The sequence below is a fragment of the Planococcus halocryophilus genome (genome assembly GCF_022489025.1).
GTDB lineage: Bacteria > Bacillota > Bacilli > Bacillales_A > Planococcaceae > Planococcus > Planococcus halocryophilus_A.
This window is the reverse complement of sequence record NZ_JAKVTG010000012.1, coordinates 20,628-47,459: the sequence shown is the minus strand read 5'-3', so window position 1 is coordinate 47,459 and position 26,832 is coordinate 20,628. Positions and strand designations below refer to the sequence as shown.

Genomic DNA, 26,832 nt, shown 5'->3' with positions numbered 1-26,832 from the left:
AACTGAGCATATAAATACCCCCGAAAAGTTAGGTAGAACCTTGACTTTTCGGGGGTATTTTTTATTGGTTAATAGATTTCAATTTGTCCCATCATGCCATTATCTTCATGTTCTAAAATATGACAATGAAACACGTATACACCTTTTTCTGGGAAAGTGACGAGTATTTTTACTTTTTCTCCAGGATTAACTAATATACTGTCTTTTAAACCTTGTTCATTTAGACCCACTTCTTTACCATCACGAGAAATAACTTTAAATTGAGTCCCGTGAATGTGGAACGGGTGAATCATCCCACCCATCATATCTTTTTTATTATACACTTCCCACACTTCGGTCACGCCTTGTTCTTGGCGTAAGTCAATGCGGTCTGCATCAAATTTCTTGCCATTAATCGTTACCATGTCCATCATGCCAAATAATTCGATGTTTTTTTCAACAGGCATTTCTTTTTCCTCTTGCGATAGGAATGGCTCTTCAGTTGTCCACATTTCAGTTGAATCTACGGTAGAACCGTCAAGCTCTACATCAAATGGCAATAATTCAACGCCTTCATCATTTATGATAGCGAGCGATTCTTCGGCTGTTAGTTTTGAAAAATCTATCAGAATCTCTGCACGCTCTGATGCTGCCAATGTTAATTCTTGAATCTCGACAGGTTCATCGAGCAAACTGCCATCAGATGCAATTTGAGTAAAGCTAGCGCCATTGCTTAAACTGAATGTGTAGTTACGCGCATTCGATCCATTTAATAGGCGGAAACGCATTATCGGTTCCGTAATCGTTAATTTAGGATTGACTGTGCCATTAACGATAGAAACGTCTCCTAATGTGCCATCTTCATTCATAAGTTGATTGTAATTCAATTGTTTGTCTTCATCAAAAAGGCGATCTTGGAAAATCAGTGGAATATCATTGACTCCATATTCATTTGGTATAGTAGGATCTTCCTTATCAGAGCTATCGATAAGCAACATACCTGATAATCCTCTGTACACTTGCTCAGCAGTCATTTCATGAACATGGGGATGATACCACAAAGTTGCGGCTGGCTGATCAGCTTCTAATGTGACGATTCGACTTTCACCAGGTTGGATTTCATCACTAGGGCCGCCATCAATTTCACTTGCCACTTCAAGGCCATGCCAATGAAATGTAGTAGGTTCACTTAAATCATTCGTAATTTTAACATCAACCTTTTTTCCTTCTTCTATTTTAAGTGTAGGGCCAAGCAAATTACCGTTATATCCATATGTTTCTGTTGAAACTCCTTTAAAAAATTCAGTAGTTCCTTCTTGTGCAACAACTTCATAATCGTAATCTTGATCTTTTTGCTTTTCGAGTAATGGAGGGATTGCCAAATCATTTAATCCTTCGGAAGAAGTAAGGGAAGGTACATTGCCATGATCCATCATTGAACCCATACCGCCCTGATTCATCCCTCCCATACCTTGGTCAGAATCTTCTTCACTCATCATATTTGAATTCATCCCACCATTGTTACTGGAGCAAGCAGATAAGGTTATAGCTGAAAAAAGCACTATTCCTATCAATTTATTTTTGTGATTCATCGTAAACCCTTCTTTCTTTCGTTTATGCTTATACTTTACCTAAAAGATATGCATAAGCCGTGCAGGAATAATGGCATTCTTATGGCTATACTATAAGGCTTAAGAAGTCATTAATCTGCACAAAAAATCAAAACCTTTCCTTTACACTTAAGATAGATCTGATCGTATAGAAAGAGGGAGAACTATGGTTATAAAGAAATTGGGATGGATATTTTTTTTGACTACAGTAATTTTAACAGGGTGTAATAACAGTACAGAACAAAAAAAAGAAATTCCTTTTTCAGGTGAACTCAATCATGTCCATGGGATGGGCTATGTCGGAAACAACAATGGGTTGTATTTTGCAGCTCATACAGGGATGAAAATTTATCGTGAGGACAACTGGTTTACCATTTCTGACGATTTTTTCGATTATATGGGATTTAACGCAATAGACCAAGGGTTTTATACATCAGGGCATCCTAGTGCTGATTCTGATATGCCAAATCCACTTGGGATTCAAAAAAGTTTAGATGGCGGAAAATCTCTGGAACATATTGCGTTCGAAGGAGAAACGGATTTTCATGCGATGGCTGTCGGATATATTAGTCAAGACATTTTCTTGTTAAATCCAGAAGCGAACACTGAATTAGACCCTGGATTTTACAAACTCTCGAGAGAGGACGAACAATGGAAGCCTGTAAATGCGGAAGGATTAGAAGGTGAAGTTTCAGCGCTTGCTCTACATCCGACCAATTCCAATATAGTTGCAGCAGCGACATCTACCGGGATATATGTCTCAGAAGATGGCGGCGAACAGTTCGACCTGATTACAAAGGATAATGATTCCGGAACAGCCGTTTTCTTTAATGAAAGCGAATTGTTTTATGCAAGCTATGGAGAGAATGCCATGTTGACAAAATATACAGTGGCGAATGAAAAAGAAGAAAAAGTTAATTTGCCAAATCTTACACAAGATGAAGTTGCCTTTATTTCTCAAAATCCTACTAATAAAGATGAAATTGGGATATATACAATGCAAGGAGAAGTATTTTTAACAAAAGATAATGCAACGACTTGGATGTCGTTACTTGACGAAGGCAATGTACAATAACACAATGTGATATTTCCTTTATAGATTATAAGCAATCAATAAAAATAAGGAGTGATTACGATGAATTCCAACAACTCACATCATGATCATGAAAAACATGTACCAGAAAACGAGCATAATCACGCAGAAATGAGTGAAAGTGAAAATCATTCAAATCACAATCATCAAGGTCACAGTGGCCACGGGGACATGGTTGCAGATTTTAAAAAACGGTTTTTTATTTCCCTGATTTTAACTCTTCCGATTTTAGCACTATCGCCTATGATTCAACATTTTTTAGGGGTCGATTGGCGCTTTGACAACGATATGTATATTCTATTTATCTTATCAACCGTCGTTTTCTTTTATGGCGGATGGCCATTTTTAACAGGAGGAATTCGTGAGCTTAAAGATAAAAATCCCGGCATGATGACCTTAATCGCTTTAGCAATTACCATAGCTTATGGATACAGTACCATGGTCGTCTTTGGTTGGGACGGCAATCAGTTGTTTTGGGAACTGGCTACATTAGTTGTTATTATGTTGCTTGGTCATTGGATAGAAATGCGTTCGATTATGGGAGCTTCTAATGCTTTAGAGGAATTGATCCAACTCATGCCAAGTGAAGCACATAAACTAGACGGAAATAACGAAGTGCACGATGTACCGCTAGCTGAAATTCAAAACAACGATCGATTACTAGTCAAACCAGGCGAAAAAATCCCAGTAGATGGTTTGATTATTGAAGGGAAGTCAACAGTTGATGAATCTATGTTGACAGGTGAATCACTTCCTATTGAAAAAGAAGAAGGCGACAAAGTGATAGGTGGTTCAGTAAATAATGAAGGTTCTTTAACAGTCGAAGTTGAAAAAACAGGAGAAGCATCCTATTTATCACAAGTCGTCAAAATGGTGAAAGAAGCGCAAGAGTCAAAATCTAAAACACAAGATTTAACGAATCGCGCAGCCAAGTGGTTATTTTACTTAGCTATAGTGGCAGGACTTGTAACATTTTCTGTGTGGATATTACTTGGTTACCCTGTGGATGTGGCAGTAGAACGAATGGTAACCGTTATGGTTATTACATGTCCTCATGCATTAGGTTTGGCTGCTCCTCTGGTGGTCGCCGTTTCAACTTCAATTTCGGCTAAAAAAGGATTATTAATTCGAAATCGCGCAGGATTTGAAGACGCACGCCATTTAAATGCTGTTGTTTTTGATAAAACAGGCACGTTAACAAAAGGCGAGTTCGGCGTAACCAATATTATACCTAGCGACGATTACACAGAAGATGAGGTTCTGCAGTTTGCTGCTGCAATTGAGCAAAATTCAGAGCACCCCATTGCAACTGGTATTGTGAATTCTGCTAAAGATCGAGGACTTGAGCTGAAAAGAGTGACCGACTTTGAATCGATTACCGGAAAAGGCATTCAAGGACAAGTAAACGGTCAAAAAATAAATGTAGTGAGTCCTAGGTATGTGACTGATAATAATTTAAGTTTTGATGAACATCAGTTTAATGAGTTATCAGAAGAAGGAAAGACAGTTGTATTTGTATTAGTCAAAGATCAACTCGCTGGAATGGTTGCACTAGCCGATATCGTACGAGAAACTGCTAAAGAAGCCGTATCGGCATTAAAAGAACAAGGCATTCATTCAATTATGTTGACCGGAGACAATCAAAAAGTAGCGAACTGGGTAGCCAAACAACTTGGCATTGACGAAGTTTACGCAGAAGTGCTACCTGATGACAAAGCCAACCAAATCAAAAAAATTAAAGATAAAGGATGGAAAGTGGCAATGACTGGAGATGGTGTCAATGACGCACCAGCGCTTGCGACAGCTCATTTAGGAATTGCAATTGGAGCGGGAACGGATGTAGCAATGGAAACAGCTGACGTCATCCTTGTTCGAAGCAATCCGAATGATGTCGTTGAATTAATGGATTTATCGAAAAAAACGTATCGGAAAATGGTGCAAAATTTGTGGTGGGCAACAGGCTACAATATATTTGCCATTCCATTAGCCGCTGGTGTTTTAGCGCCGTGGGGTATTATTGTGAGCCCGGCAGTGGGTGCAGTATTAATGAGTTTAAGCACCATCATTGTTGCCATTAATGCGAAGCTATTAAAAGCATAGTATGAGGAATTAATTACCCCGTTATTGTTATAAGTTACTAACAATAACGGGGTATGTTCTGTTTTAACAAAAAATAACAGAAAAAAATGTGAATTTTCACCCGTTTTTTCATTTTTAGATAGCTTCTTGATAAATTTCCTGTAATATGAAATTAAAGAGGTAAAAGGTTGAAAATTTACTAGGTAGATGGAGGGGGACGCAAACTTGAACACAAAGTCAAAATGGCTGGCAACCAATATTTCAATAATATTGGCCCTTTCCATTTACGTACCAACACCATATGCTACTACATTAAGTGAGCTTGAAAAAAAACAGCAAGAAACTGAACAAAATAAAAGTGAATTGCATTCTGGAATAAAAGAAAAAACAAATGCCATAAGTACGAATCAAATAACGTTGTATGACATTATGGAGAAAATAACAGAATTAACGAATAAAATTAACGAAATGGAATATTATATCACCGAAGTTCAAGAAGAAATTAATCAACGGAAAATTGAAATTGATGAGTTGAAAAATTCAATTGAATCATTTGAAAACAAAATAGCGGAACGCACAGAATTGTTAAAAAAGCGTGTTCGTGCTATACAAATGAGTAGTGGGTCGATTGATTACATCGATGTACTGTTAAGTGCCAATAGTTTTGTCGATTTTATCGACCGATTCTCAGCCGTAAACACATTAATAGAAGCAGATCGTGAAATCATGTTGCAGCAAGTTGAAGATACTAAACTATTAGCTAAACAAAAAACAATCGCGGAATCCAAACTTGTAGAGCAAAAAGAGCGGCAATCCGCACTTAAAGAACTGAACGATTCAATAGCAGCTCAAAAGAAAGAACATGCTGAATTTGTTGTAGAGCTAACAGCAGAACAACAGCGATTAGCAAAAGCAAAATCCGAATTGGAAAATCGATTTGAAGAAGAATTGGAACTTAGCGAGAAACTAGAAAAACAAATCATTTCAGAACAAGCTCGCCTTGCTGAATTGGCAAGAAAAGCGGAAGAAGAACGTAAGCGAAAAGCCGCTGAAGAAGAGCGGTTACGCCAAGCTTCAAACAGTCAATCATCAGTGAATATTACTAACAAAGTAGTAAATTCTCCTTTTATTAGACCTGCAGCTGGCAGACACACTTCTGGATTTGGTGGCCGGGACATAGGGGATGGAGCGGAAACACATTTAGGTTATGATATCGCGAATGCAACAGGAACATCGGTTGTCGCAGCAGCAGATGGTTATGTATCTTTTGCAGGAGTCATGGGTGGATATGGCAACGTTGTGATTCTTACACACTCTATCAACGGTCAAACGCACGCGACAGTATACGCGCACTTAAATTCAATAAATGTCTCTATCAGTCAATTTGTATCACAAGGTGAACAAGTTGGCGGCATGGGGAACACGGGACGTTCGACTGGAACTCATGTACATTTTGAAGTGCATGTAGGTCCTTGGAATGGATCAAGATCAAACGCTGTAGATCCAGCTCAATATATATGGTAAACGTTTTAAACAATCGTCCCTGTTTACAAGTGACGATTGTTTTTTTATCTTCTAAAAATTTTATTGTAAAGTAGGTCAAAGTGTGTCGAAAAAAAATGAAATAACAAGTAAACCAGTAAAAAGTAAAAAGAAAATTTCAAAATTAACAGGGTTTTTCTATCTACTAGTCATCTTCATAGCCAGTTTATTGCTTATTGCTTTAGCCTTTGTTTACCCAAGTTTAAAAGAGGGTGCCACAAGTAGTTCGCAAACGAACGACCCAAGATCGTCGGAATCAGCTGATGCAAGCAAGTCTTCATTTTATTTTAAGTTGCTCAATCCGTTTGCAGAAAAACAAAATGCTACTGACTCTAAAGTAGACTCCAGTTTACAAACCGGAAAGCAAACAAATGATGAATTTCAACCGCCTATGAGAACTTTTATAGATGAAAAGGAGTTATCTTCAGATTTTAATGAAGAGCTGTTTGATGCTATAAGTTCTGGTACGAATATCGACACAGGACATTCAACTTTTGACAAAGACGTCATCTATATTTATCAGAGTCATAGTAGAGAAGCATTTTTACCATATTTAAAAAACGTAGATGAGCCTGAAGAAGCTTTTCATTCCAAAGCAAATGTAACTTTAGTTGGGAAGATGCTAGGAAAAGCGCTAAAACGAAGAGGAATAGGAACAACAGTAAATTCTTCAGATATAGTCCAAGAACTGGATTCAAGAGGAATGGACTACGGAAGTTCATATTTAGTGTCGGGGGAACAAGTAAAAGCAGCAATCCAAGACAATCCGAACTTAGAAATTTTCATAGATATCCACCGAGATTCTTTGCGCAAAGATTCCACAACGGTCAACGTAAACGGAAGTGATTATGCACGGTTACTTTTTATAGTGGGTACAGGACATAAAGAGTTTGAAAAAAACTTGTCTTTCGCAAAAGAATTACAACTGCAGCTGGAAACACAATATCCTAACTTATCAAAAGGAATACTAGAAAAAGATAAGAGCCAAGGAAACGGCGTATACAATCAGAACTTAGCTGCAAACGCAATTATTGTTGAAATAGGTGGAGTGGATAATACGGTAGATGAACTTTATTTAACTGTCGAGGCATTGGCCGATGTATTGAGCGATAATTATTGGCATGAATAAAATAAACTAAAGGATTCATAGTTCTAAATACTTGGAAACTAAAAATAAAAATAAATTATTGTTATATATGTGCAATATTTCTTATTCAAAAAATTTCTTTCAATAATATACAGAAAAATATAAAAATTAATAGATTTAGGTAAATAATACCTATATAATGTAGAAAGATAATAGTAAAGGCTCACTTTAAACTAGTTGTATGATAACTATGTAGAAAAAAGATATTGAATAAAAAAAATTTACATAATACATGCTTAAAACTCTAAATTAAATGAGCTCGTTTATTATCTAATAATAATGAGAGGGTGTTAGTTATGAAGAAAAAGTTTTTATCGATTTCGTTAATGCTTGTATTGTTAACTGGAGTAGCAAGTCCTACTTTTGCAGCTAGCGACAAAGATGTAGAAGAAGCTATGAAAATGATCGAAAAAACAAATGTTGAGATTGATGAAAAAATTGAAAAAGCAGTCGAGAAGGCAGATGAATTGCAAGAAGATTACCTACTAGATATTCGCAAAATTGAAGAAGGCGGCAAAGTCCTTGATATCAAAATTGAAAAGAACGAAGTACTTGCTGAGTTAGAAATGTCTAAACATGATTTGAAAAAGCAAGTAAAGCTACAGGAAAAGTTATTCAAATTAGACCAAAAGATGATAGAAGAGCAAGCGAAAATCGATAAAGAAATGGCAGAAATCAATTTTGAAATTACAGAACTAACAGAAAGAATTGTATCAGCTGATGAAAAAGATGCGAAGAAATTAGAAAAAAAACTAAATAAACTAACCGAAAAACTAGATACTAAATCAATTGAGTTTAAAGAAAAAACAACAAAATATACGTATGAGTTAAATAAAGTTATTAAAGATATTTATGATGTAACATTTAAAATGTCAGCAGAGACAATTGCAAAAGCTGCTGAAAAAGGCATTGAAGCAGAATGCAGTTGGAAACTAGTTCGTTTCGCTGATCAATGGGTATGGATTGATCCAATACGTGTAGTTGGAAGAAGATAATTTTTACAATTCAGTATTCATTTGTAGTACAATAAAGACGAGTTCATCGTGAACTCGTCTTTATTCGTGTTGAGGTGGGATGATATGGACGGTTTTAAGGTAGGTAGAAAAGGAGAATTTCTTGAAACGGTAGATTTTGAAGACAATACTTCCTTAAGCCTTATTACTAAAGGAGATGGTGTAGAAATATTACATCAATCTATTGAAGAAGGAATGTTGTTTTATGTTTATCCCAGTGAGAATCACAATGCTGTAGAGTTTTATTTTGTTTTATCAGGAGAAATTTTTTATGATCTTGATAACCATAGAGAAAGATTAGGTCCTGAAGATTACTTTACAACACGTGGCCTTAAAGAACCCATTTATTTCACTGCAGTATCGAAAGTTACTTTATTATGTGTTTTCACAGAACAAACATTTTTTCATATTAGTAAAGAAATTTCAAAATTAATGGATATTATGAAACAAGTAGAAGATAAAGATAGATATACCCATAAACACAGTCACCGAGTCGCTACTTATTCAGTCCGCATTGCCCAAAAACTAGAGCTAAACAAAGAGCAACTCGAAAATTTGACAGTGGCAGCTTTTCTCCACGATATCGGAAAAATACACGTACCTTCTGAGGTGTTAAATAAACCTGGTAGGTTAACGAATGAAGAATTTGAACTTATAAAAAAACATCCATTTGATGGAGCTGAAATGGTTAGAAATTCTTATTACTCTGAACTGGCACCGATAATCGAACAACATCACGAAAGACTCAATGGTAGTGGCTACCCGTATGGACTAAGTGGAGATGAAATCCTTTTAGAGTCACGTATTATTGCAGTAAGTGATACGTTTGATGCAATGACAGAAGATCGTGTCTATCGAAAAGCAATGGAAGACCACGAAGCAATTGCCGAACTAAAAAAAATGTCTGGCATTCACTTCGATCAAGATGTAGTAGCTGCTTTTGAACAAATATTAAAAGAAGATGGTAAGATTACTCAAAAAACTGAATAAGCAAAGACAAAGCCAACTGGAAAATTCCAGTTGGCTTTGTCTTTTTTCATTAGTTCACGGATGTCTGTTATTTGTAAAGATCTTTGTATCGTTTCATAAATTTACGGTCAATATACTGTTTGATCTTCCACGGGATTTTGCCATGGAAAAGCTGGTTTCCATAAGATAAAAAAGCTTCACCATCGCCTGTAGACAAAATCGATACATATCTTTTTTGAGGAGTGAAACGCACTAATTGGCCTTTAGATAAGCTTTTTTTTAAGTTTTCCCAAAGAATTGGACCTTGTCGAACAGCGTACACTCCGTTTTTAGCTAGAGCTGGGTACTGATCAATTGTGACACAATCTCCAGCTCCGAAAATTTCAGGGTGTTGATTGTTTTGCAACATCTCGGTCACTAGCAAATAACCGTTCTCATCAGTAGGTAATCCAGAGGTTTGGAATAAATCGAAACTTTTTGGACCTGTTAACCATAAGACTTCTGATTGAGGATGACTGTCTCCAGCACTCGTTATCACGTTATTTTCATCAACAGATTCGATCCCCGTACCCGAATAAAACGGTAATGCTTTTTGTTCGGCAATCGCTTCAATTTTCTTTGAAGCTGCAGCCCCTTGACTCATCAATAACTGAGTGGAACTAAATAATGCAACATTGTTAGATAACTGATTTTGTTTTCGCCAAGAAAGGATTGAAAATGCTAGTTCTACACCTGATGCGCCGCCTCCCACTATTACCGGATGGGCAGATTCTCGAGTCCGTACAAGTTGCTCGGGAAAACGGTAATTCGGTTTGATCGATAATGCATGATTTTCAATCGCTTCTGGGACAGCAGTTTGTGAACCAATATCAAACGATACAAAATCATAAGCATAAACTGTTCCGTTTGCCCCCGTCAGCTCTCGTGCTTTTGCATCAACAGTAGTAATTGCATCTTCAATAAATTCAACACCAATGCTTCTGCATAATTTAGATAGGTCAATCCGGATATCATCCAAGCTATAAACGCCTTCTGTATACCCGGAAAACATTCCAGAATAATATTGATAAGAGGACGGTGAGATTAAGAAGACGTTCCAGTCTTTTTGAGAATCTTTCTTTAATTGTTCTAGGCAGTGCAAATGTGCATGTCCGCCTCCTACTAATACAAGGGTCTTCATCTCTCACTACTCCCATCTAGTTTAAAATTCGTTTAGCTTCAGCCATTCGTTGATAAATGGTGAAAAGTTGAATCGCGATAAAAACCAAGGTAATGGCTGTTAAATATGTTGAAAAGACAATCATTAGGGTAAACAATATAAAGCCTTCTGTTCTTTCGGCTAACCCTGCCTGATAGTAGAAAGACTTTACGCCTTTTTTATCGGACAAAGCTCCTACAGTTAAAAAGACAGTCATGCCAATGATTATGGAGGTACTTAACAATAATAATGCCCACATAGCATCTGGAAAACGGAAAGCTAGTCCCAAAATCACGCTAATTTCTACTATGCGGTCAAAGCTAATATCAAGTAAGGTTCCCCAAGGAGAAGGTTTGGTTTTGCGGGCCATCGTCCCATCAACTACATCCAAATAGCCGGAGAGCCACAGTACAACGACTGCCCAAAAGGGTTGATCGAAGTAAACAAAGACACCTGATGAAAGGCCAATCACAAAAGCAATTTTGGTCACACCATTAGCAGTGAAGCCCCTCTTTAGTAAGAAGTCAGCTGTTTTGTCAACGACCGGTTGTACATGTTTTCGTCCATATGTATCAAGCATCAGGTTCACCTTTTCATTTTTAGAATACTTTAAGTATAAAGGATGTTCCCAATTGTAACCCGTAATTTCGCTCGATTCAAAAAAACTCGCGAGTGTTGAGTCAGATTAAGAGAATATAAGTCTTCTTTATTGTTAAAATGGATTTAATTTTAAAAAAGAAAGGAAATGATATAAATGGTTAAAAAATATGATATTGCCGTAATAGGAGCTGGCGCAGCCGGATTAACTGCTGCTTTTACAGCAGCTGGGTTTTCTAAAAGCGTTGTACTAATCGATAAAAACTTACCTGGCGGAGAATGTACATGGTCGGGCTGTATTCCAAGTAAATCACTTATTAATATCGCAAAAGAAGTACATCATGCGAAAAAATATACACCGGATTTACAAGTAGATACTTCAGTTGTTTTAGAAGACATTCAAGACGTCATTCAAAAAGTATATGCAGGCGAATCCCCAGAGGTGTTAAAGGAAGCAGGCATTGATTTTATCAATAGCTATGCGAAATTTATCGAACCTCATGCATTAGAAGTAAATAACGAGCGTATTGAAGCAAAAAAAATCATTCTTTCAACAGGATCTTCTCCAATGGTGCCGCCAATTGAAGGGTTAGACAAGGTCTCTTATTTGACAAATGAAACCATTTTTACTCAAAAGACGTTTCCGAAAACGATGACCATTCTTGGTGGTGGAGCAATTGGTGTAGAACTGAGCCAAGCATTAAATCGTCTTGGAGTTAACGTAACACTTGTAGAAAAGTTCGAGCGAATTTTACCAAAAGACGAGGAAGAGCTCGTGTTGATGATTCAGCAACGTTTAATCGATGAAGGTGTAACGATTCATACCGGCGCTACTGCTGTTCGTGCAGAGCAAAATGGAGAAATCATTGATTTGATCATCGAAAAAGACGGTAGTGAAATGACGGTTAGCGGAGAAGGGCTTCTAGTAGCGCTTGGTCGTCAAGCAAATGTTAAAGGATATGAATTGGAAACAGCTGGTGTGGAATTCAATTCGAAAAGCATTCAAGTTGACGAACATTTAGAAACAACCGCTAAAGGCATTTATGCGATTGGTGATGTCGTTGGTCCTTATCAACTGTCACATATGGCAAATGCACAAGGAATTTTAGCAACACAAAATGCCATTTTACCGATTAATCGAAAAATGGACTACGAGCATGTGACGTGGTGTACATATACAGATCCTGAGCTCGGCAGATCCGGCTTGTCCGAAGAAGAAGCCCGTCAGAAATACGGCGATTCCATTCGCATATATGAGCACGATTATGCTGACTTGGACCGTGCCAATACGAAAAAAGATAACATCGGGAAAGTGAAATTGATTTTAGATAAAAAAGGCTATATTTTAGGCGCGAGTATTCTTGGTGACCGAGCAGGTGAAATCATTAGCCAAATTCAAACCATTAAAACCTTAAACATTAATATGGGCAAATTATCAGGTGTAATTCACCCGTACCCAACCTATAGTGAAGTATTGGTGAAAATCGGGAAAAAGGTTTTCGTAGACAATTTATTAAACCAACCTGTTGTAAAAACGTTTAACAAAGCGAAAGCTGGAGAACTGCCAGCAGAAAAAATAGGAATTTACGGAGCTGCAGCAGTAGCTGGAATCAGCATTGCAAACTTAATAATTAACAACAACATTAAACCAAAACTAGGTGTGAAAAATGGACTTTTAAAAGAAATGCCTTCAACACCGAACGCCATATCGTCTCAAACAACAGAGCAAGACATGCAAGTACCGGCATGGCCATATAACGGCAATAAACATAGAGCAAAACAAAGTTTACTTGAGATGCTCGAAGATTATGATGATATTCACATTCAGCAAAATGATAAAAATTACGTCCGTGCAGTAGCTATATCCAAACCCCTTAGATTTAAAGATGACATTGAATTTTACTTTAATGATGCCGCAGAGCGCATTGAGTTCCGGTCAGCTTCTCGCGCAGGTCATTCAGATTGGGGCGTTAACCGAGAGCGCTATGATGAAATGAGAAGTCGATACTTTAGCATTTTGGCTCAAAAGCGAAACGTATGAACAAGAGCAAAGGTTTGCAAATAGCCAAATGGGTAGCGATTGCTGCATTAATCGGCATCGCCATTTGGCTCAGCCGCTCAGTTTTCCAAGTAGATGCCAACGATCTTCGTAATTGGATTTTGTCATTTGGTATTTGGTCGCCCGTTTTTTACATCCTTATTTATACTGTTCGGCCGCTCATCTTTTTTCCAGCATCGGTTTTATCGATTGCAGGCGGTTTAGCATTTGGGGCATGGCTAGGCACACTTTACACCATTATCGGTGCAACTCTTGGAGCCATGTTATCTTTTTACGTTGCCAAAACTCTAGGAAAAAGCTTTGTTCGCAAATCTTGGACCGGTAACGTCGGGAAAATTCAATCTCAAATGGAACAAAACGGCTTTTTCTACGTCTTGTTATTTCGTTTCATTCCAGTCATTAATTTCGATTTAATCAGTTATGTCGCGGCTTTTGCCAAAGTTCGTTTTACGTCTTTCGCGTTGGCTACATTTATCGGAATTATCCCGGGTACTTTTGCTTATAATTTTTTGGGCAGTAGTTTTGTTAGCGGAAACCCGAAAATCATCATTCTCGCCGTCGTTGTTTTCGTTATACTAACAGTAGTACCAATTGCTTTACGCAATCGGTGGAACAAAAAACAAACGCTCAATAAATAACAGCAATTTTATCAATGGATTTAGGAAGTGTAAAAAATGAAGAACTCCATATTTCTAGCATCAGCCTTTCTAGCGTTGACATTATCTGCATGTTCACAAGACACGAATGAGCAGACAGCTGAAGAAACAGAACAGTTGCTGACAAGTGATTGGCAAACGATTGCGGATTCCGCAACCGGGCAGCAAGTGAATATGTATATGTGGGGTGGCAGCGACAACATTAATCGTTATATCGATGAATGGGTAGCACCTCGCTTGAAAAAAGACCATGACGTTGAATTAAACCGTGTCCCGATGAACGACTCTCAAGACATCATCAATCAATTGGTTGATGAAAAATTTGCTGGCAAGTCGAATGGCAGTATGGACATCATTTGGATAAACGGTGAAAATTTCAAAACGGCTAAAGACAATGATTTGTTGTGGGGAAGTTTTAGTGGCCAATTACCGAATTTCAACGACTTTATCGACAAAGATGCGCCTGAAATCGCTAATGATTTCGGTGAACCTGTAGAAGGACTCGAAGCCCCATGGGGAAAAGCGCAATTTGTTTTTGTGCATGATGAAAAAAAATCGCAAAACCCACCCAAATCTATGGATGAATTAGCCGAATGGGTTCAAGAAAACCCGGGGCAGTTTACGTATCCGGCGTTACCTGATTTTACGGGCAGTGCATTTGTCCGCCACGTGTTGTATGAAACAACAGGTGGATATGAACAATACCAGCAACCTGCTGAATCTATCTCAGACTTAGAAAAAAGGTTAGAACCGATGTGGGATTATTTAAATAGCATCGAGCCGTATTTGTGGCGCGACGGAGAAACGTATCCTGAAAGTTTAGCGAAACAAGATCAATTGTATGCAAGTGGTGAAATTGCCATAACGATGAGTTACGACCCTGCACTTGCTGCGAGTGAAGTGTTAAAAGGACGTTTCCCCGATTCAACTCGCACATTCGTGTTAGACGGCGGAACTCTTTCCAACACCCATTTTTTGTCGATTCCATTCAATTCTTCTGCGCGAGCGGGAGCGATGGTCGCCATTAATGAAATGATGTCGCCAGAAGCTCAAACGGCTAAACTGTCCCCTGAAAACTGGGGTGACTTGTCTGCAATCGACTTAAATTTACTATCGTCTGAACAACAACAGGCAATGAATGCAGTCGAATTAGGTGAAGCTACTTTGTCGTTAGCGGAGTTAGAAAACAACCGTCTTCCTGAACTGTCATCAGACTATATTGAAATAATCGAAAAAGGATGGTTACAACATGTGGCAAAAGAATAAACCGTATCTTTTGTTGTTTCCAGCCATCGGCACCATCGTCCTCCTGTTTTTCGGGGGACTTTTTGATGGGTTTTTGAAAAGTCTTGGCTATTTTCCAGCACTTGATCAAAAGGACTTTAACTTTACCGCTTATCGCGAGTTGTTCCGCTCGTCTGAATTTTGGGAGTCACTTATTTTAACTCTTCGCGTTGCATTTTTGTCTTCACTTTTCGCTGCTGTTTTGGGTGCAATTATCGCCATTTTCTTGTTTATGATGAAAGAATCAACTAACGGCAGCAACTCGTCTATTTGGTACCGACTGTTTCAATTGCCGTTAACGATTCCGCATCTAGTCGGTGGCTATATTATCGTATTGTTGTTTATGCAAAGTGGTTTTCTTTCTCGAATTGCTACCAATCTCGGCTTTATCGAGACAATCTCAGAGTTTCCTGTTTTGGTAAATGACTCATTTGGTTGGGGCATCATCTTGACTTATGCTTGGAAAGAAGCGCCATTTATATCACTAATGATTTATCCAGTGTTGTCACGAATCCACAGCTCCTGGCGCGATGTGTCACGTGTGTTCGGTGCAAGTCGCTGGAATTATGTACGCGAAATTGTTATTCCTGTCATGATGCCTGCATGGACGATTGCGACATTTATCGTTTTTGTTTTTACGTTTTCTGCTTTTGAAGTCCCGTTTTTACTTGGTGTTACATACCCGAGCACGTTACCGGTGTATTCCTATCAACTCTATACAAGTGGAACGTTAGCAGACCGACCAGAAGCGCTCGCAGTCAACATCATTTTGGCAAGTTTCACCGTATTATTGGGGTTAGTTGTTTACGCTGTTAATAAACGATGGAACGCTTTAAAGGGGTGGGATTGATGATGAAGCCTCAATTGTTCATAAAAATCAGCCTTTCCTTACTGGTATTCCTACTAATGTTCTTGCCTTTTATCCCGCTCATTTTATCTAGTTTGTCATTTGGTTGGCAATGGCCAGCGATTATACCAGATTCAATTAGTTTTCGTGCATGGGATTATGTGTTATTTGGCAGTTCGGGTACATGGCAAGCGGTTGGTGTAAGTTTACTAATTGCTTTAATTGTCACGATCATAAACATACTGCTTGCGGTACCAGCTGCTAATGCACTCGTGCGCAATTCGTTTCGTGGCAAATGGCTAATGGAAGCCATTATTTTTGCGCCGATTATCATTCCACCTTTTGTCGCAGTGATGGGCATTCATTTAACGTTTTTAAAACTTGGATTAACAGAAACGATAGTAGGTGTGGTGCTAGCTCATCTTTCGCCTACTTTGCCTTATATGGTGCGCGCCATTATGATTAGCTATCAAACTTTATCGGTCGATTGGGAAGACCAAGCTCGCATGCTTGGAGCGGGTCCTGTTTCTCGGTTTACTTTGGTGGTCTTGCCTCATTTACTGCCGGGTATTGTCGCAGGAGCTAGTTTAAGTATTTTAATTTCTTTAAGTCAATACTTAATCACCTTTATCATTGGCTCTGGTCAAGTGGTTACGTTATCCATATTGTTGTTTCCATTTATAAGCGGTGGTGACCCTGCAATTGCTTCAGCCTATTCCTTATTGTTTGCGGGAATGGCGATTATGACATTGTTCGGTTTGGATGTTCTTTTGAAAAAATACTATCAACAGAAAAAAGCCGTAACAAACAAAGGCTAAAGGAGTGAGAACATGAGCGATTTGCGAATAATCAATGTGGAAAAACAATATAAACAACCGCAACAAAAAGACAATCCTGCCTTTTCGTTACACCCTATCAACTTGACAATTCACGAAGGCGAGTTTTTCTCATTGCTTGGACCTTCTGGTTGCGGTAAGACGAGCTTATTAAAACTAGTTGCGGGATTACTTCAAGCCGATAATGGAGAAATTTGGATTGGTGATCAAAATTTAACTCAAGTTCCATCAGAAGCCCGAAACTTTGCAATGGTCTTTCAACAATCGCTATTGTTTCCACATATGACAGTAGAAGACAATGTCGCCTTCGGATTAAAAATGCAAAAAGTGGATAAAAAACAACGTTTGTCAAAAGCGCGAGATATGCTTGAACACGTCGGACTGCAAAGCTTCGGCAGCCGTTTTCCAGATGAACTTAGCGGTGGGCAACAACAGCGTGTAGCTTTAGCACGGGCATTAGTAGCCAATCCGCGAGTGTTATTGATGGATGAGCCATTTAGTGCACTAGATCCAGGTCTACGAGAAGAAATGCGGGACTTGCTTAGCCGGATTCAACTTGAGTTTCATGTTACCGTACTGTTTGTTACGCATGACCGAGAAGAAGCTTTTTCTTTGTCGGATCGGATTGCTGTGATGAGTAGAGGCGAGTTTTTACAAGTTGGAACTGCCAAAGAGTTATACGAGCGACCGTTAACTACAAAAGTAGCTTCCTTTCTTGGGTTGAAAAACATTATTGAAGGAAATGTTGAAAGTGGCTATTTTCGTTCTACTGATGGAAGTTTTGAATTTATAGTTGATGCAACTACCAAGAATGGTCTGAGCTGTTTAATCGTTCGACCTGAAGCTATGCAACTTGTGACAGAAGATTCACCAACACTTATATCCGGCATCCAAATTCAAGGAATAGTAGAACAGATGAAGTTTAATCATGGGTTTTATTCAGTCAAAATTAGTGCAGGAGAATCCCATTTAACTTGTAGTTTGACGAGTCAACAAGCTGCTACGCTTTGTGTAGGTCAAACAATCGCTTTGCAAATAGAGAAAAAAGAATTATGGGTAGTGAATGACTGACTATGAAGTGCGTAATGAATTCCTATTGAATATAAACTTTTACCAATGAATGAATATTGAATATGTATATTCGATTTAGTTAAGGGTTATTAGTTAAAAAATAGATATTCACCAATTAAATATATAGGTGAATATTATTCATTTTTTAAACTTGTTGCATAGAGTATAAGCTTTGACTTATATAATATTATTGGCATACACTTAATACAAAGGAGTGGATCTACATGGAGACTTTATCAACACAATCTGCAGCTGATGTTACAGCTTGTCTGAAAGCTGTCAGCGATCCAACTCGTCTAATGATGATGAAATTGGTTGAGACGAATGAGTATTGCGTATGCCAATTTGTTAAAATGTTTGGCATGAGTCAGCCAGCGATCAGTCAACATTTGCGGAAGTTAAAGCAAGCGGGGCTTTTAAAAGAAAACAGAAGAGGGCAGTGGCGGTTTTATTCGATGAACAAAGAATCTTCCCACATTGCATTACTGCTGGATATTTTAGGCCATATTGAAGACTCAGATGCACAACTTCAAGCTGTGCGTGCGAAAGAAAAACCAGTAGATTGTTTTTAAAATTTATCAACGTTAAAAAGGAGAATCATTCATGACGAAAAAAATTATTTATTTTTTATGTACAGGAAATTCTTGCCGTAGTCAAATGGCTGAAGGATGGGCAAAACAACATTTAACAGCGGAATGGGATGTATATAGCGCTGGAATTGAAGCTCATGGATTAAACCCTAATGCTGTGAAAGCAATGAATGAAGTGGCTATTGATATCTCGACTCAAACTTCAGATATTATTGACGAAGATTTGCTCAACCGTGTGGATTTCATCGTGACGCTTTGCGGGGATGCAGCGGATAAATGTCCGGTAACTCCATCCCATATTCGACGTGAACATTGGGGCTTTGAAGATCCAGCAAAAGCACAAGGCACAGAAGAAGAAAAGTGGACTGTGTTCCAAACGGTTCGCGATGCTATCGGAACGCGCATTGAATCGTTTGCGAAAACTGGCATTTAAAAATTCTCTAAACGAACCCCACAAGCTAATAAAAAAGCTTGTGGGGTTTTTCATTTGTCTAAATTGTCAATCGATTCCAACAACTTCATTGACACAGTTGGAGGCGCTATTTATACTTGCTATATAACAGTTTAGCTTTTTACACGAGAGGGGTCATATTATGCTGGCAACGTTAACACCACTGGATTGGAAACGCCGCGCGGTAAAATACTATCCGGAGAAAGTAGCGGTAATTGATGGAGACAAAAAGTTTACATACAAAGAGTTTGGCAAACGAGTAGATCAACTGACGATTGCTTTACATAATGCGGGGATTGGCAATAAAGACCATGTGGCGGTAATGCTGCCAAATAATCATGCGATGTTAGAGTGTTTTTACGGTATTATCCCACTTGGCGCGGTCATTGTTCCGCTTAACTACCGCTTGTCTACAAAAGATTTAACGTATATTTTACAACATAGCGACGCCAAAATGCTGATTGTTGATGCGGAGTTTGGCAAAATGTTGGAGGGAGTTCAAGACGAGCTACCAATTAAAAAATATGTTGTGGTGGCGGTAGATGGCTTTGATTCAGCGATCGATGGTGAAGATTACGAAACGTTTATCGGCAATGTTCCAGTTGATGCAAAAGTGCCTCCCGTTGAATTAGACGAAAATCAAATGCTGTCGTTAAACTATACGAGTGGTACAACGTCGAGTCCAAAAGGGGTGATGCAAACGCATCGCACCAATTATCTAAATGCCGCAAACTTCTTGCATCATTTAGAAATTAAATTCGATGACGTGTATTTGCATACTTTGCCCATGTTCCATACAAACGGGTGGGGCGGTGTTTGGGCTATTACTGCAGCGGGAGCGACGCATGTGTGTATACGAAAAGTAGACCCACCGCTCATTTTGGATTTATTTGAAAGTCATGGTATCACTTCACTTTGTGGTGCGCCGACAGTTGTTAATATGCTCGTTAATGAACCAAAAGCGAAAGAAATTAGATTGAGCCAAACCATCCATATGGGAACGGCAGGTGCGCCACCTGCTGCAGCATTAATTGCGAAAGCGCAAAGCATTCTCGGATTGAATATGATGCATGTATATGGCTTAACCGAAACGTCACCGTTTATTCTTTACTGCGAATGGAAAAATGAATTTAATGATTTGGACCCTGAACAACAAGCATCTATTAAAGCACGCCAAGGAATAGAGCTCGCTTTTAATGGAGAAACGAAAGTGGTCAACCAAGAAGACGGCGAAGAAGTGGCATGGAACGGCAAAGAACTCGGTGAAATCGTTACACGTGGTAATGTTGTGATGGCGGGATACTACAAAGACCCTGAAAAAACAGCAGAAGCGATTCGCGACGGCTGGTTTTATACAGGTGATTTAGCTGTAACGCATCCAGATGGCTTTATCGAAATTCAAGATCGCATTAAAGACATGATCATTTCTGGTGGCGAAAACATCTCCTCTACAGAAATCGAAGGTGTCTTGTACAAGCATCCAGCGATTGCTGAAGTCGCTGTAATTGCTGTACCGGATGAAAAATGGGGGGAAGTACCAAAAGCCATTATTGTTCTGCATCAAGGAGCACAAGTAACTGAACAAGAAATCCTGGATTATACACGTGAAAACATGTCGCGCTTTAAAGTACCGAAATCTGTAGACTTTGTTGAATCGTTACCTAAAACGGCAACTGGGAAATTGCAGAAGTTCCAGTTGAGGGAAATGTACTGGGGTCGAGGGAAAAAAGTTAATTAAATTAAAAAACCGTCTATTCATGAGAATCTTCATGGATAGACGGTTTTTGTGATGAATTATAAACCTAAAATCGCAATAAAGACTAATGTAAATAACAAGCTAGTGACAGTCGACATCACCCAGTAGTTCTTGTCGCGAATATTGAGCAAAAGAAAACCAACGATGAAATTAATGAGTAAAATAACAAGGGCAACGCTACCAATTACATATAACATCTATATTAATTCTCCGTTCTTTCTATAAAGTACTGTTAAAAAGTGTTTTCACTCTTTACGATTGATGTTTTTTAACTCCCCATGCAAATACTCTTCCGATTTTCCTTTTGGAATGCTAAGCGTTTCCCAATTCTCATCTTTTAATTGCTTTCCAATATAAACAATTTGACCAACATGACAAGCATAATGAGTTAGTTGTCTTTCGATTGCTTCTAATACAGTGTGTTTTTCACCTCGAATAGTGACATTTTTTAATAAATCTTGGCTTTCTAAACCATTCAATGTACCAAGAAACGTATTCCAGCCTTTTTCCCAGGTAGTTATCATTTCTTGTTTCGAGGAAATGTCATCTTCAAATTCCTGATCACGATTTCTAGTAAGTTTTTCTCCATCCGTCGTTAAAAAATCAGACCATCTAGATACCATGTTTCCACTTACATGCTTGACTATAATTCCTACGCTATTAGAAGCCTCGTTTAATCTCCAGTGTATATCAGCCTCTGATAATTGACTGATGGTTCTGTCCCCAAGATCCTTAACGCTTTGAAACCTCTCTTGAATCACCTTCAAATATTCTTTTCCGAGTTCCATACCTACACACTCCTTCATTTTTATAAATGCTGAATTGAGGTGTTTTAGTGTTCAGAATCTATTACAGCACTTGTATTGTCTTCTATAGAAGCTAAATACCCATCACTGTCTAATTTCACTTCTAAATAGTAGTTCTTCTGTTGCTGAGTTTGCACAATCACAAAGTAATTACCTCTGCCAACATCATATCTAGTCCCGCCGTGAGACAAGTTATTGCTTTCGTGATAGTTAGTTATGATAAAATCTTTTGCGTAATGAAAGGCAGCCATTTCGTTTGCTTTATGTTCGCTATATAAATAAACTGTACCAACGATTATTCCGATAATCAAAAGGAGAGATGAAAATACGGTTATGATTTTTTTCATGAAATTCGCTCCTAACTTTCATTATACGTTATTACATACAGTGAATTTAATCATTGAAAAATGTTAAGGTATGTGACATTTACTGCTCTATTTAGAATAACTGAACTGTTGGATTTTTTCCTAACTCTAGCAAGAAATATTCCTATTTTTTTGATGCTATCCTAAATCGGTTGATCTACAGTACTCAATCCATGTTTATTAGTGGCAATTTTCGATACGTTAAAGACTCATAATTCAGTTATAAATATAAAGAAATCGCCTGTTATTACGATATTGACTTTTCTTTTCATATACTTATACTTGATTATGAGAATCATTTTCAATAAGATTATTAAAGGAAACTTCCTAAGAATATTTAAAGAAAGTAAAAGCATATAAAAGCCATCGTTACGCTAAAGCAGACGTTAGTGGACGTAAATATTGAAAGGGTGTAAGTGATGAAAAATATTGAAAAATATAGAAATGCATTTATGGATGCGTTGGAATTGGAAGAAGACCAGGTAAGTGAAGATTTAGCATTAGGAGAAACAAGAGAATGGGATTCATTAGGTCATATGATTCTGATTTCTACGATGGAAGATGTTTTTGATGTGTCAATAGATGCTGAATGGATGACAGAATTCGATTCGTATAAGGCAGGAAAAGAGCTTTTGAATCGTTTAGGAGTAGACTTTGTAAATGAATAGGTTCAAAAAGCTTGAGGAGTTTGGCAACCAAACCGCTGTATATGCTGAAAGAGAATACTCTTACGCTGAAATGGTAGAGATTGCTGACGAAATCTGCAGTCATGTAGGTGAAAGAGCGCTGGTTTTTTGTTTGTCTTCAAATAATAAAGAGTCTATATTTGGTTACGTGGGCTTTATGAGAGGGCATGTTGTCCCTGTCTTGTTAGATGCATCTATTTCGGTGGAGCGGTTGCAAAAACTAATCGAGCTTTATAAGCCTGCGTATATTTGGGCGAGTAGTGAAAACCAAGACCTTTTAAACTCAATGGATAGTACATTCGTGTTTGGAGATTACTCATTATTTAAATGTCCAACAGCAATTCAACATGAACTTGATGAAGATCTTGCACTCCTTTTAACCACCTCAGGAAGTACTGGCAGCCCCAAATTTGTTCGCTTAAGTTATAAAAACATCTTCAAAAACGCTGAATCTATCGTGAAGTATCTTGATATTAAGGCAGACGATAAACCGATCACAACACTTCCTATGAATTACTCTTACGGCCTGTCGATCATCAACAGTCACTTCATTAGTGGAGCGACCATAATTGTCACGGATGCATCGATCATGAAAAAAGAGTTTTGGGACTTATGTAAAGAGCAGGGAGCCACAACTTTTGGAGGCGTTCCTTTCATCTATGAGATGCTCGATCGGCTGAAATTTGAAGAGATGGATGTTCCAAGTTTGAAAAAACTAACGCAAGCAGGCGGCAAATTAAGCCCAGAGCTATTCGCTAAATTTGCAGATGTGTGTAGTCAAAAAGGGATTCAATTTTTTACTATGTACGGGCAAACAGAAGCAACGGCACGGATGAGCTATTTACCGGCCGAAAAAAACCTTGTTAAAGCCGGAAGCATTGGAATCGCCATTCCAGGTGGCGAACTGATGCTGCAAGATGACACTGGCAACAACATTTCAACACCTCATGAAATCGGCGAATTGATATACAAAGGACCCAATGTTTCTTTAGGGTATGCGGAGTCGTTAGTCGATTTATCGAAACAAGATGACAACAATGGGTCGCTGCACACAGGGGATCTTGCTTACTTTGATGAGGACGGTTATTTCTACATCACTGGACGAATCAAAAGAATCATTAAAGTCGCTGGAAGCCGCATCAGCTTAGATGAAGTGGAAGAACTTTTAACTGAGCATGGTCATGATTGTGTTTGCGCGGGGACAGATGATCAAATGATCGTTTATACATTAAAAGAAAATCAGCTTCAAATTAAAAAAATAATTAAGGAAAAATTAAACTTAAGGGGCGTTAAGATTATCAGAATTGAGGAATTCCCACGTAACCCTTTTGGGAAGATCCTTTATTCCGAGTTACCTATAGATAAATAATTTACGATCACCTGAACTCGTTACAGGAGATGTATCAGATGTGACAAAACTTACCTACTGAAAGTTGAAATTGAGTGTAGGTAAAGTACTTGTTTATCTTGTTTTATATAAAATCTTAAGTTTATTTTTGATCAGGTGATTGGATGACTTTTATATCAATTGAGTTTCTGTTATTTTTTACAGGTATCGTTTTTACGTATTATTTAATCCCACACAAGTGGAGATGGATTCTTTTACTAGCTGCCAGTTACAGTTTTTACGCTACATTGAGTGGCTACTTTGTCCTGTTACTACTTATAAGCACAGTGTTTACTTATTTTACGGGAATAGTCATTGAAAAACAGGAAACCAAACAACAGAAGAAAAGAGCCATGCTAGTTGGAATTTGCGTATTGCTGTTTTTTCTCGGCTGGTTTAAATATTTTAATTTTGTAAATGACTCGATTCGAGCCATTTCAACATACATGAATTGGAATTATGCCATACCCTATCAAGAGATTATCCTGCCTTTAGCCATTTCTTTTTATACCTTTCAGGCAGTCAGTTACCTTGTCGACATCTCTAGAGGCAAGCAAAAAGCAGAAAGACATTACGGCTATTTCTCAATCTACTTTGCATTTTTCCCTCAATTGGTTGCCGGACCCATTGAACGTGCTAAGAAATTGCTTCCTCAATTCAAAGTTGAACAAACCTTAAACTATGACAATATAAGCTATGGGATGAAGCGAATTGCATGGGGATTTTTTAAGAAAACATTGATTGCGGATCGACTCGCTCCAATTGTAGCGAGTGTTTACGATAGTCCTGACCCAACCGGTTCACAAATTGTTTTAGCGACGATTCTGTTCTCCGTTCAATTGTACGCTGATTTTTCTGCACTCAGCGACATTGCCATTGGTTGTGCACGAATGCTTGGGATAAAACTAACGGAAAACTTTAAGCAACCGCATTTTGCCGTTTCGATTGCGGATTTCTGGAACAGGTGGCACATTACACTTTCAACTTGGCTCAGAGACTATATCTTTGTTCCGTTGTGCAAAGGGAAGAAGAAGAGAAGCGAAATTTATTTAGTCATTGTGATTACGTTTTTAATAAGTGGCATTTGGCATGGAGCGGCCTGGACTTTTGTTTTATGGGGTCTAATTCATGGGTTTTACCGTGCTTTTGGAGATCACACAAAACATTTTCGTGGGAAGATGGCGACATTTATTCATTTGGATCAAAGTCCATCGCTGCATAAATGGATGAAAATCGCCACCACTTTTTTGCTCGTATGTTTTTCGCGCGTGTTCTTCCGATCGGATTCCATTACCGCTGCATTTGAAAATGCGCAACATTTCTTATCGCCTAGTTCGTGGAACCCATCTGGAATCATCGGGGCGTTTGAGATGTTTTCACTACTCGACTTAGTGATTTTCAGCTTTTTCTTTATCGTTATGCAACTGTTTCATTATATCGAAAGAAACAATACGTCAACGTGGAACTGGCTATCGCAACGCCCGGCAGTTGCTCGTTTTGCCGTGTATGTATTAATCGTTGTATCAGTTCTGGTGTTCGGTGCTACGGGTCAAGGATTTGTTTACGGTGGGTTTTAATCATAAACAAACTGACTCGTGTGCATGCTAGTCCATCAATTTAGTAAAAAGAGTACAAGATCGAAAGGATTTGCCATGGGCCGTTTATTTATTAAATTAACTATAATCATCGCTGTGGCTTTACTGCTGTTTATACCAGTTAATAACTTTGTAAAGCAGTCTCGGAGTTACAACATCAACGAGGACATCCTGACGTTTAAGAAAGATCCTTATCCCGTTGACATCATCAATTTAGGTGCCTCTCATTCCATGTATGGTTATTATTTTAAGCCAACGGGTTTGGCTCACTTGGATTTAGCTCTTCCTGGTCAAGCGCTCGAATACGACTTTAAATTATTGAAAGAGTATGGTGAGTATTTGAAATCGGATGGAGTTGTCATATTATCCATTTCTCAAATGACGTTCATAAATAGTGAGAACGAGGATGTAGACGAAGGACGTTATTATGAAATTTTAGATCGTACGCAAATTGAATCGTTTCGATTGTTGGATTATTATAAGTATATGTATTTTCCAGGCACAAATAGTGACAATTTTACTTCTGCGCTCTCAAGTAAATGGAAAGGCTTTAAATGGACTTCTCATCAATCTTGGGCAAATAATGGCGAAAATTATGCAGAAAGAAAAACCGAATACGTAGAAGAGCAATATAGAAAAGCAATTGAACATAATTACATTGAACAAAACGTAGAGCTGCTTAAGGAAATATTGGAATATTGTCAAGAGCAGGGCTACGAGGTCATTTTAACCATGGAGCCCGTACACAAGACGTACCAAGAACATTTCGATGAAGAAGTCATGAATCGACTTGTTTTCCAGTATTTAAACCCTCTTGAAACAGATGTGCCTTTTTTAAATTATATGAACGATGAACGTTTCACAGACAACAAAGAGTATTTTATCGATTCCGACCATTTAAACAGTAAGGGAAGAAAAAAATATTCGTGGATCGTTTACGAGGAGCTCAAAAGTTTAGGGTATTTTTGAGCGATCGTTATGTTTTATTGTTTATCGCTACTCATTTGAGCGGAAACTAACATGTTTTATATTAATACTCCTGGAGGGCAAGAATTGACATTCAATTCTTGCCCTCCAGGAGATTTTTTTGTCTATAATGGCAAAAATTCGATGCGTTTAGGACAAAGTTTCTTTATGGACCTTTTTAATTGAAGAAATGAATAGGGAGGTACGGGTATAAAAAGACAACTAGAAGATGAACTCCGATGATACTCCA

The 26,832-nt window shown here is 38.2% G+C and carries 25 protein-coding genes; 19 read left to right on the top strand and 6 right to left on the bottom strand.

The features are described from left to right. Window positions 1-68: 68 nt before the first annotated feature. Complete coding sequence (locus MLE13_RS13145; RefSeq protein WP_240750135.1) at window positions 69-1,571, bottom strand: multicopper oxidase family protein; 1,503 nt, start codon at window positions 1,569-1,571, stop codon at window positions 69-71. Between the two features lie 184 nt (window positions 1,572-1,755). Between MLE13_RS13145 and MLE13_RS13140 the strand changes: the two genes are divergently transcribed. From MLE13_RS13140 to MLE13_RS13115, 6 genes are all read left to right on the top strand, one after another. Then, window positions 1,756-2,664 (top strand): F510_1955 family glycosylhydrolase, encoded by a 909-nt coding sequence (locus MLE13_RS13140; RefSeq protein WP_240750134.1) that lies wholly within the window; start codon window positions 1,756-1,758, stop codon window positions 2,662-2,664. Between the two features lie 60 nt (window positions 2,665-2,724). Further along, the gene (locus MLE13_RS13135; RefSeq protein ID WP_240750133.1) at window positions 2,725-4,782 is read left to right on the top strand and encodes a heavy metal translocating P-type ATPase; all 2,058 of its coding nucleotides are present in this window, start codon (window positions 2,725-2,727) and stop codon (window positions 4,780-4,782) included. 204 nt (window positions 4,783-4,986) lie between these two features. After that, window positions 4,987-6,285 carry a murein hydrolase activator EnvC family protein gene (locus MLE13_RS13130; protein ID WP_240750132.1) on the top strand — a complete coding sequence of 433 codons (1,299 nt, stop codon included), beginning with the start codon at window positions 4,987-4,989 and terminating at the stop codon, window positions 6,283-6,285. Window positions 6,286-6,367: 82 nt separating this feature from the next. Next, window positions 6,368-7,432: a stage II sporulation protein P gene (spoIIP, locus tag MLE13_RS13125; RefSeq protein ID WP_240750131.1), complete on the top strand. Its 1,065-nt coding sequence runs from the start codon at window positions 6,368-6,370 to the stop codon at window positions 7,430-7,432. Between the two features lie 314 nt (window positions 7,433-7,746). Beyond that, on the top strand, window positions 7,747-8,445 hold the full coding sequence (locus tag MLE13_RS13120; protein ID WP_240750130.1) for a hypothetical protein: 699 nt from the start codon (window positions 7,747-7,749) through the stop codon (window positions 8,443-8,445). An 84-nt stretch (window positions 8,446-8,529) separates the two neighbouring features. Beyond that, complete coding sequence (locus MLE13_RS13115) at window positions 8,530-9,453, top strand: HD domain-containing phosphohydrolase (protein ID WP_240750129.1); 924 nt, start codon at window positions 8,530-8,532, stop codon at window positions 9,451-9,453. 67 nt (window positions 9,454-9,520) lie between these two features. Here MLE13_RS13115 and MLE13_RS13110 read toward each other — a convergent pair whose 3' ends face one another. Both MLE13_RS13110 and MLE13_RS13105 read right to left on the bottom strand, forming a co-directional pair. Further along, on the bottom strand, window positions 9,521-10,612 hold the full coding sequence (locus MLE13_RS13110; protein ID WP_240750128.1) for an FAD-dependent oxidoreductase: 1,092 nt from the start codon (window positions 10,610-10,612) through the stop codon (window positions 9,521-9,523). A 16-nt stretch (window positions 10,613-10,628) separates the two neighbouring features. After that, complete coding sequence (locus MLE13_RS13105; RefSeq protein ID WP_240750127.1) at window positions 10,629-11,210, bottom strand: CDP-alcohol phosphatidyltransferase family protein; 582 nt, start codon at window positions 11,208-11,210, stop codon at window positions 10,629-10,631. A 174-nt stretch (window positions 11,211-11,384) separates the two neighbouring features. Here MLE13_RS13105 and MLE13_RS13100 point away from each other — a divergent pair, with 174 nt between their 5' ends. The 9 genes from MLE13_RS13100 to MLE13_RS13060 all read left to right on the top strand — a co-directional run bounded on the left by MLE13_RS13100 (window position 11,385) and on the right by MLE13_RS13060 (window position 20,759). Further along, a complete protein-coding gene (locus tag MLE13_RS13100; RefSeq protein WP_240750126.1) occupies window positions 11,385-13,268 on the top strand; it encodes an FAD-dependent oxidoreductase in 1,884 nt (627 codons plus the stop codon). Continuing rightward, complete coding sequence (locus MLE13_RS13095) at window positions 13,265-13,924, top strand: TVP38/TMEM64 family protein (protein WP_240750125.1); 660 nt, start codon at window positions 13,265-13,267, stop codon at window positions 13,922-13,924. Before MLE13_RS13100 ends, MLE13_RS13095 begins: the two co-directional genes overlap by 4 nt. A 36-nt stretch (window positions 13,925-13,960) precedes the next feature. Further along, a complete protein-coding gene (locus MLE13_RS13090) occupies window positions 13,961-15,208 on the top strand; it encodes an ABC transporter substrate-binding protein (protein WP_240750124.1) in 1,248 nt (415 codons plus the stop codon). Beyond that, the gene (locus MLE13_RS13085) at window positions 15,192-16,076 is read left to right on the top strand and encodes an ABC transporter permease (protein ID WP_240750123.1); all 885 of its coding nucleotides are present in this window, start codon (window positions 15,192-15,194) and stop codon (window positions 16,074-16,076) included. Before MLE13_RS13090 ends, MLE13_RS13085 begins: the two co-directional genes overlap by 17 nt. After that, complete coding sequence (locus tag MLE13_RS13080; protein ID WP_240750122.1) at window positions 16,076-16,891, top strand: ABC transporter permease; 816 nt, start codon at window positions 16,076-16,078, stop codon at window positions 16,889-16,891. The genes MLE13_RS13085 and MLE13_RS13080 overlap by 1 nt, the downstream gene beginning before the upstream one ends. 12 nt (window positions 16,892-16,903) lie before the next feature. Further along, a complete protein-coding gene (locus MLE13_RS13075; protein ID WP_240750121.1) occupies window positions 16,904-17,980 on the top strand; it encodes an ABC transporter ATP-binding protein in 1,077 nt (358 codons plus the stop codon). Between the two features lie 224 nt (window positions 17,981-18,204). Then, a complete protein-coding gene (locus MLE13_RS13070; protein WP_240750120.1) occupies window positions 18,205-18,552 on the top strand; it encodes an ArsR/SmtB family transcription factor in 348 nt (115 codons plus the stop codon). A 31-nt stretch (window positions 18,553-18,583) separates the two neighbouring features. Further along, complete coding sequence (gene arsC / locus MLE13_RS13065; RefSeq protein WP_240750119.1) at window positions 18,584-19,003, top strand: arsenate reductase (thioredoxin); 420 nt, start codon at window positions 18,584-18,586, stop codon at window positions 19,001-19,003. Between the two features lie 160 nt (window positions 19,004-19,163). Beyond that, entirely contained in the window at window positions 19,164-20,759 is a 1,596-nt protein-coding gene (locus tag MLE13_RS13060) for a long-chain-fatty-acid--CoA ligase (protein WP_240750118.1), read from the top strand. Window positions 20,760-20,815: 56 nt separating this feature from the next. Here MLE13_RS13060 and MLE13_RS13055 read toward each other — a convergent pair whose 3' ends face one another. The 3 genes from MLE13_RS13055 to MLE13_RS13045 are packed head-to-tail and all read right to left on the bottom strand — an operon-like array spanning window position 20,816 to window position 21,930. Next, complete coding sequence (locus MLE13_RS13055) at window positions 20,816-20,974, bottom strand: hypothetical protein (protein ID WP_240750117.1); 159 nt, start codon at window positions 20,972-20,974, stop codon at window positions 20,816-20,818. 48 nt (window positions 20,975-21,022) lie between these two features. Beyond that, window positions 21,023-21,565 (bottom strand): DUF1572 family protein, encoded by a 543-nt coding sequence (locus MLE13_RS13050; RefSeq protein WP_240750116.1) that lies wholly within the window; start codon window positions 21,563-21,565, stop codon window positions 21,023-21,025. A gap of 44 nt (window positions 21,566-21,609) precedes the next feature. Beyond that, window positions 21,610-21,930: a hypothetical protein gene (locus tag MLE13_RS13045; protein WP_240750115.1), complete on the bottom strand. Its 321-nt coding sequence runs from the start codon at window positions 21,928-21,930 to the stop codon at window positions 21,610-21,612. A 437-nt stretch (window positions 21,931-22,367) separates the two neighbouring features. Between MLE13_RS13045 and MLE13_RS13040 the strand changes: the two genes are divergently transcribed. The 4 genes from MLE13_RS13040 to MLE13_RS13025 all read left to right on the top strand — a co-directional run bounded on the left by MLE13_RS13040 (window position 22,368) and on the right by MLE13_RS13025 (window position 26,585). After that, window positions 22,368-22,616, top strand: coding sequence for an acyl carrier protein (locus MLE13_RS13040; protein WP_240750114.1), 249 nt, complete (start codon window positions 22,368-22,370; stop codon window positions 22,614-22,616). Continuing rightward, window positions 22,609-24,003 carry an AMP-binding protein gene (locus MLE13_RS13035; protein WP_240750113.1) on the top strand — a complete coding sequence of 465 codons (1,395 nt, stop codon included), beginning with the start codon at window positions 22,609-22,611 and terminating at the stop codon, window positions 24,001-24,003. Before MLE13_RS13040 ends, MLE13_RS13035 begins: the two co-directional genes overlap by 8 nt. Before the next feature lie 143 nt (window positions 24,004-24,146). Next, the gene (locus tag MLE13_RS13030) at window positions 24,147-25,598 is read left to right on the top strand and encodes an MBOAT family O-acyltransferase (RefSeq protein WP_240750112.1); all 1,452 of its coding nucleotides are present in this window, start codon (window positions 24,147-24,149) and stop codon (window positions 25,596-25,598) included. A 75-nt stretch (window positions 25,599-25,673) separates the two neighbouring features. After that, window positions 25,674-26,585, top strand: a complete 912-nt coding sequence (locus MLE13_RS13025; RefSeq protein ID WP_240750111.1) for a hypothetical protein — start codon at window positions 25,674-25,676, stop codon at window positions 26,583-26,585. Window positions 26,586-26,832: the final 247 nt, after the last annotated feature.

Coding starts and splice junctions, on each gene's coding strand:
- MLE13_RS13145 (WP_240750135.1), bottom strand. CDS start 1,571: ATGAATCACAAAAATAAATTGATAGGAATAGTGCTTTTTTCAGCTATA.
- MLE13_RS13140 (WP_240750134.1), top strand. CDS start 1,756: ATGGTTATAAAGAAATTGGGATGGATATTTTTTTTGACTACAGTAATT.
- MLE13_RS13135 (WP_240750133.1), top strand. CDS start 2,725: ATGAATTCCAACAACTCACATCATGATCATGAAAAACATGTACCAGAA.
- MLE13_RS13120 (WP_240750130.1), top strand. CDS start 7,747: ATGAAGAAAAAGTTTTTATCGATTTCGTTAATGCTTGTATTGTTAACT.
- MLE13_RS13115 (WP_240750129.1), top strand. CDS start 8,530: ATGGACGGTTTTAAGGTAGGTAGAAAAGGAGAATTTCTTGAAACGGTA.
- MLE13_RS13110 (WP_240750128.1), bottom strand. CDS start 10,612: ATGAAGACCCTTGTATTAGTAGGAGGCGGACATGCACATTTGCACTGC.
- MLE13_RS13105 (WP_240750127.1), bottom strand. CDS start 11,210: ATGCTTGATACATATGGACGAAAACATGTACAACCGGTCGTTGACAAA.
- MLE13_RS13100 (WP_240750126.1), top strand. CDS start 11,385: ATGGTTAAAAAATATGATATTGCCGTAATAGGAGCTGGCGCAGCCGGA.
- MLE13_RS13095 (WP_240750125.1), top strand. CDS start 13,265: ATGAACAAGAGCAAAGGTTTGCAAATAGCCAAATGGGTAGCGATTGCT.
- MLE13_RS13090 (WP_240750124.1), top strand. CDS start 13,961: ATGAAGAACTCCATATTTCTAGCATCAGCCTTTCTAGCGTTGACATTA.
- MLE13_RS13085 (WP_240750123.1), top strand. CDS start 15,192: ATGTGGCAAAAGAATAAACCGTATCTTTTGTTGTTTCCAGCCATCGGC.
- MLE13_RS13080 (WP_240750122.1), top strand. CDS start 16,076: ATGATGAAGCCTCAATTGTTCATAAAAATCAGCCTTTCCTTACTGGTA.
- MLE13_RS13075 (WP_240750121.1), top strand. CDS start 16,904: ATGAGCGATTTGCGAATAATCAATGTGGAAAAACAATATAAACAACCG.
- MLE13_RS13070 (WP_240750120.1), top strand. CDS start 18,205: ATGGAGACTTTATCAACACAATCTGCAGCTGATGTTACAGCTTGTCTG.
- arsC (WP_240750119.1), top strand. CDS start 18,584: ATGACGAAAAAAATTATTTATTTTTTATGTACAGGAAATTCTTGCCGT.
- MLE13_RS13060 (WP_240750118.1), top strand. CDS start 19,164: ATGCTGGCAACGTTAACACCACTGGATTGGAAACGCCGCGCGGTAAAA.
- MLE13_RS13055 (WP_240750117.1), bottom strand. CDS start 20,974: ATGTTATATGTAATTGGTAGCGTTGCCCTTGTTATTTTACTCATTAAT.
- MLE13_RS13050 (WP_240750116.1), bottom strand. CDS start 21,565: ATGGAACTCGGAAAAGAATATTTGAAGGTGATTCAAGAGAGGTTTCAA.
- MLE13_RS13045 (WP_240750115.1), bottom strand. CDS start 21,930: ATGAAAAAAATCATAACCGTATTTTCATCTCTCCTTTTGATTATCGGA.
- MLE13_RS13040 (WP_240750114.1), top strand. CDS start 22,368: ATGAAAAATATTGAAAAATATAGAAATGCATTTATGGATGCGTTGGAA.
- MLE13_RS13035 (WP_240750113.1), top strand. CDS start 22,609: ATGAATAGGTTCAAAAAGCTTGAGGAGTTTGGCAACCAAACCGCTGTA.
- MLE13_RS13030 (WP_240750112.1), top strand. CDS start 24,147: ATGACTTTTATATCAATTGAGTTTCTGTTATTTTTTACAGGTATCGTT.
- MLE13_RS13025 (WP_240750111.1), top strand. CDS start 25,674: ATGGGCCGTTTATTTATTAAATTAACTATAATCATCGCTGTGGCTTTA.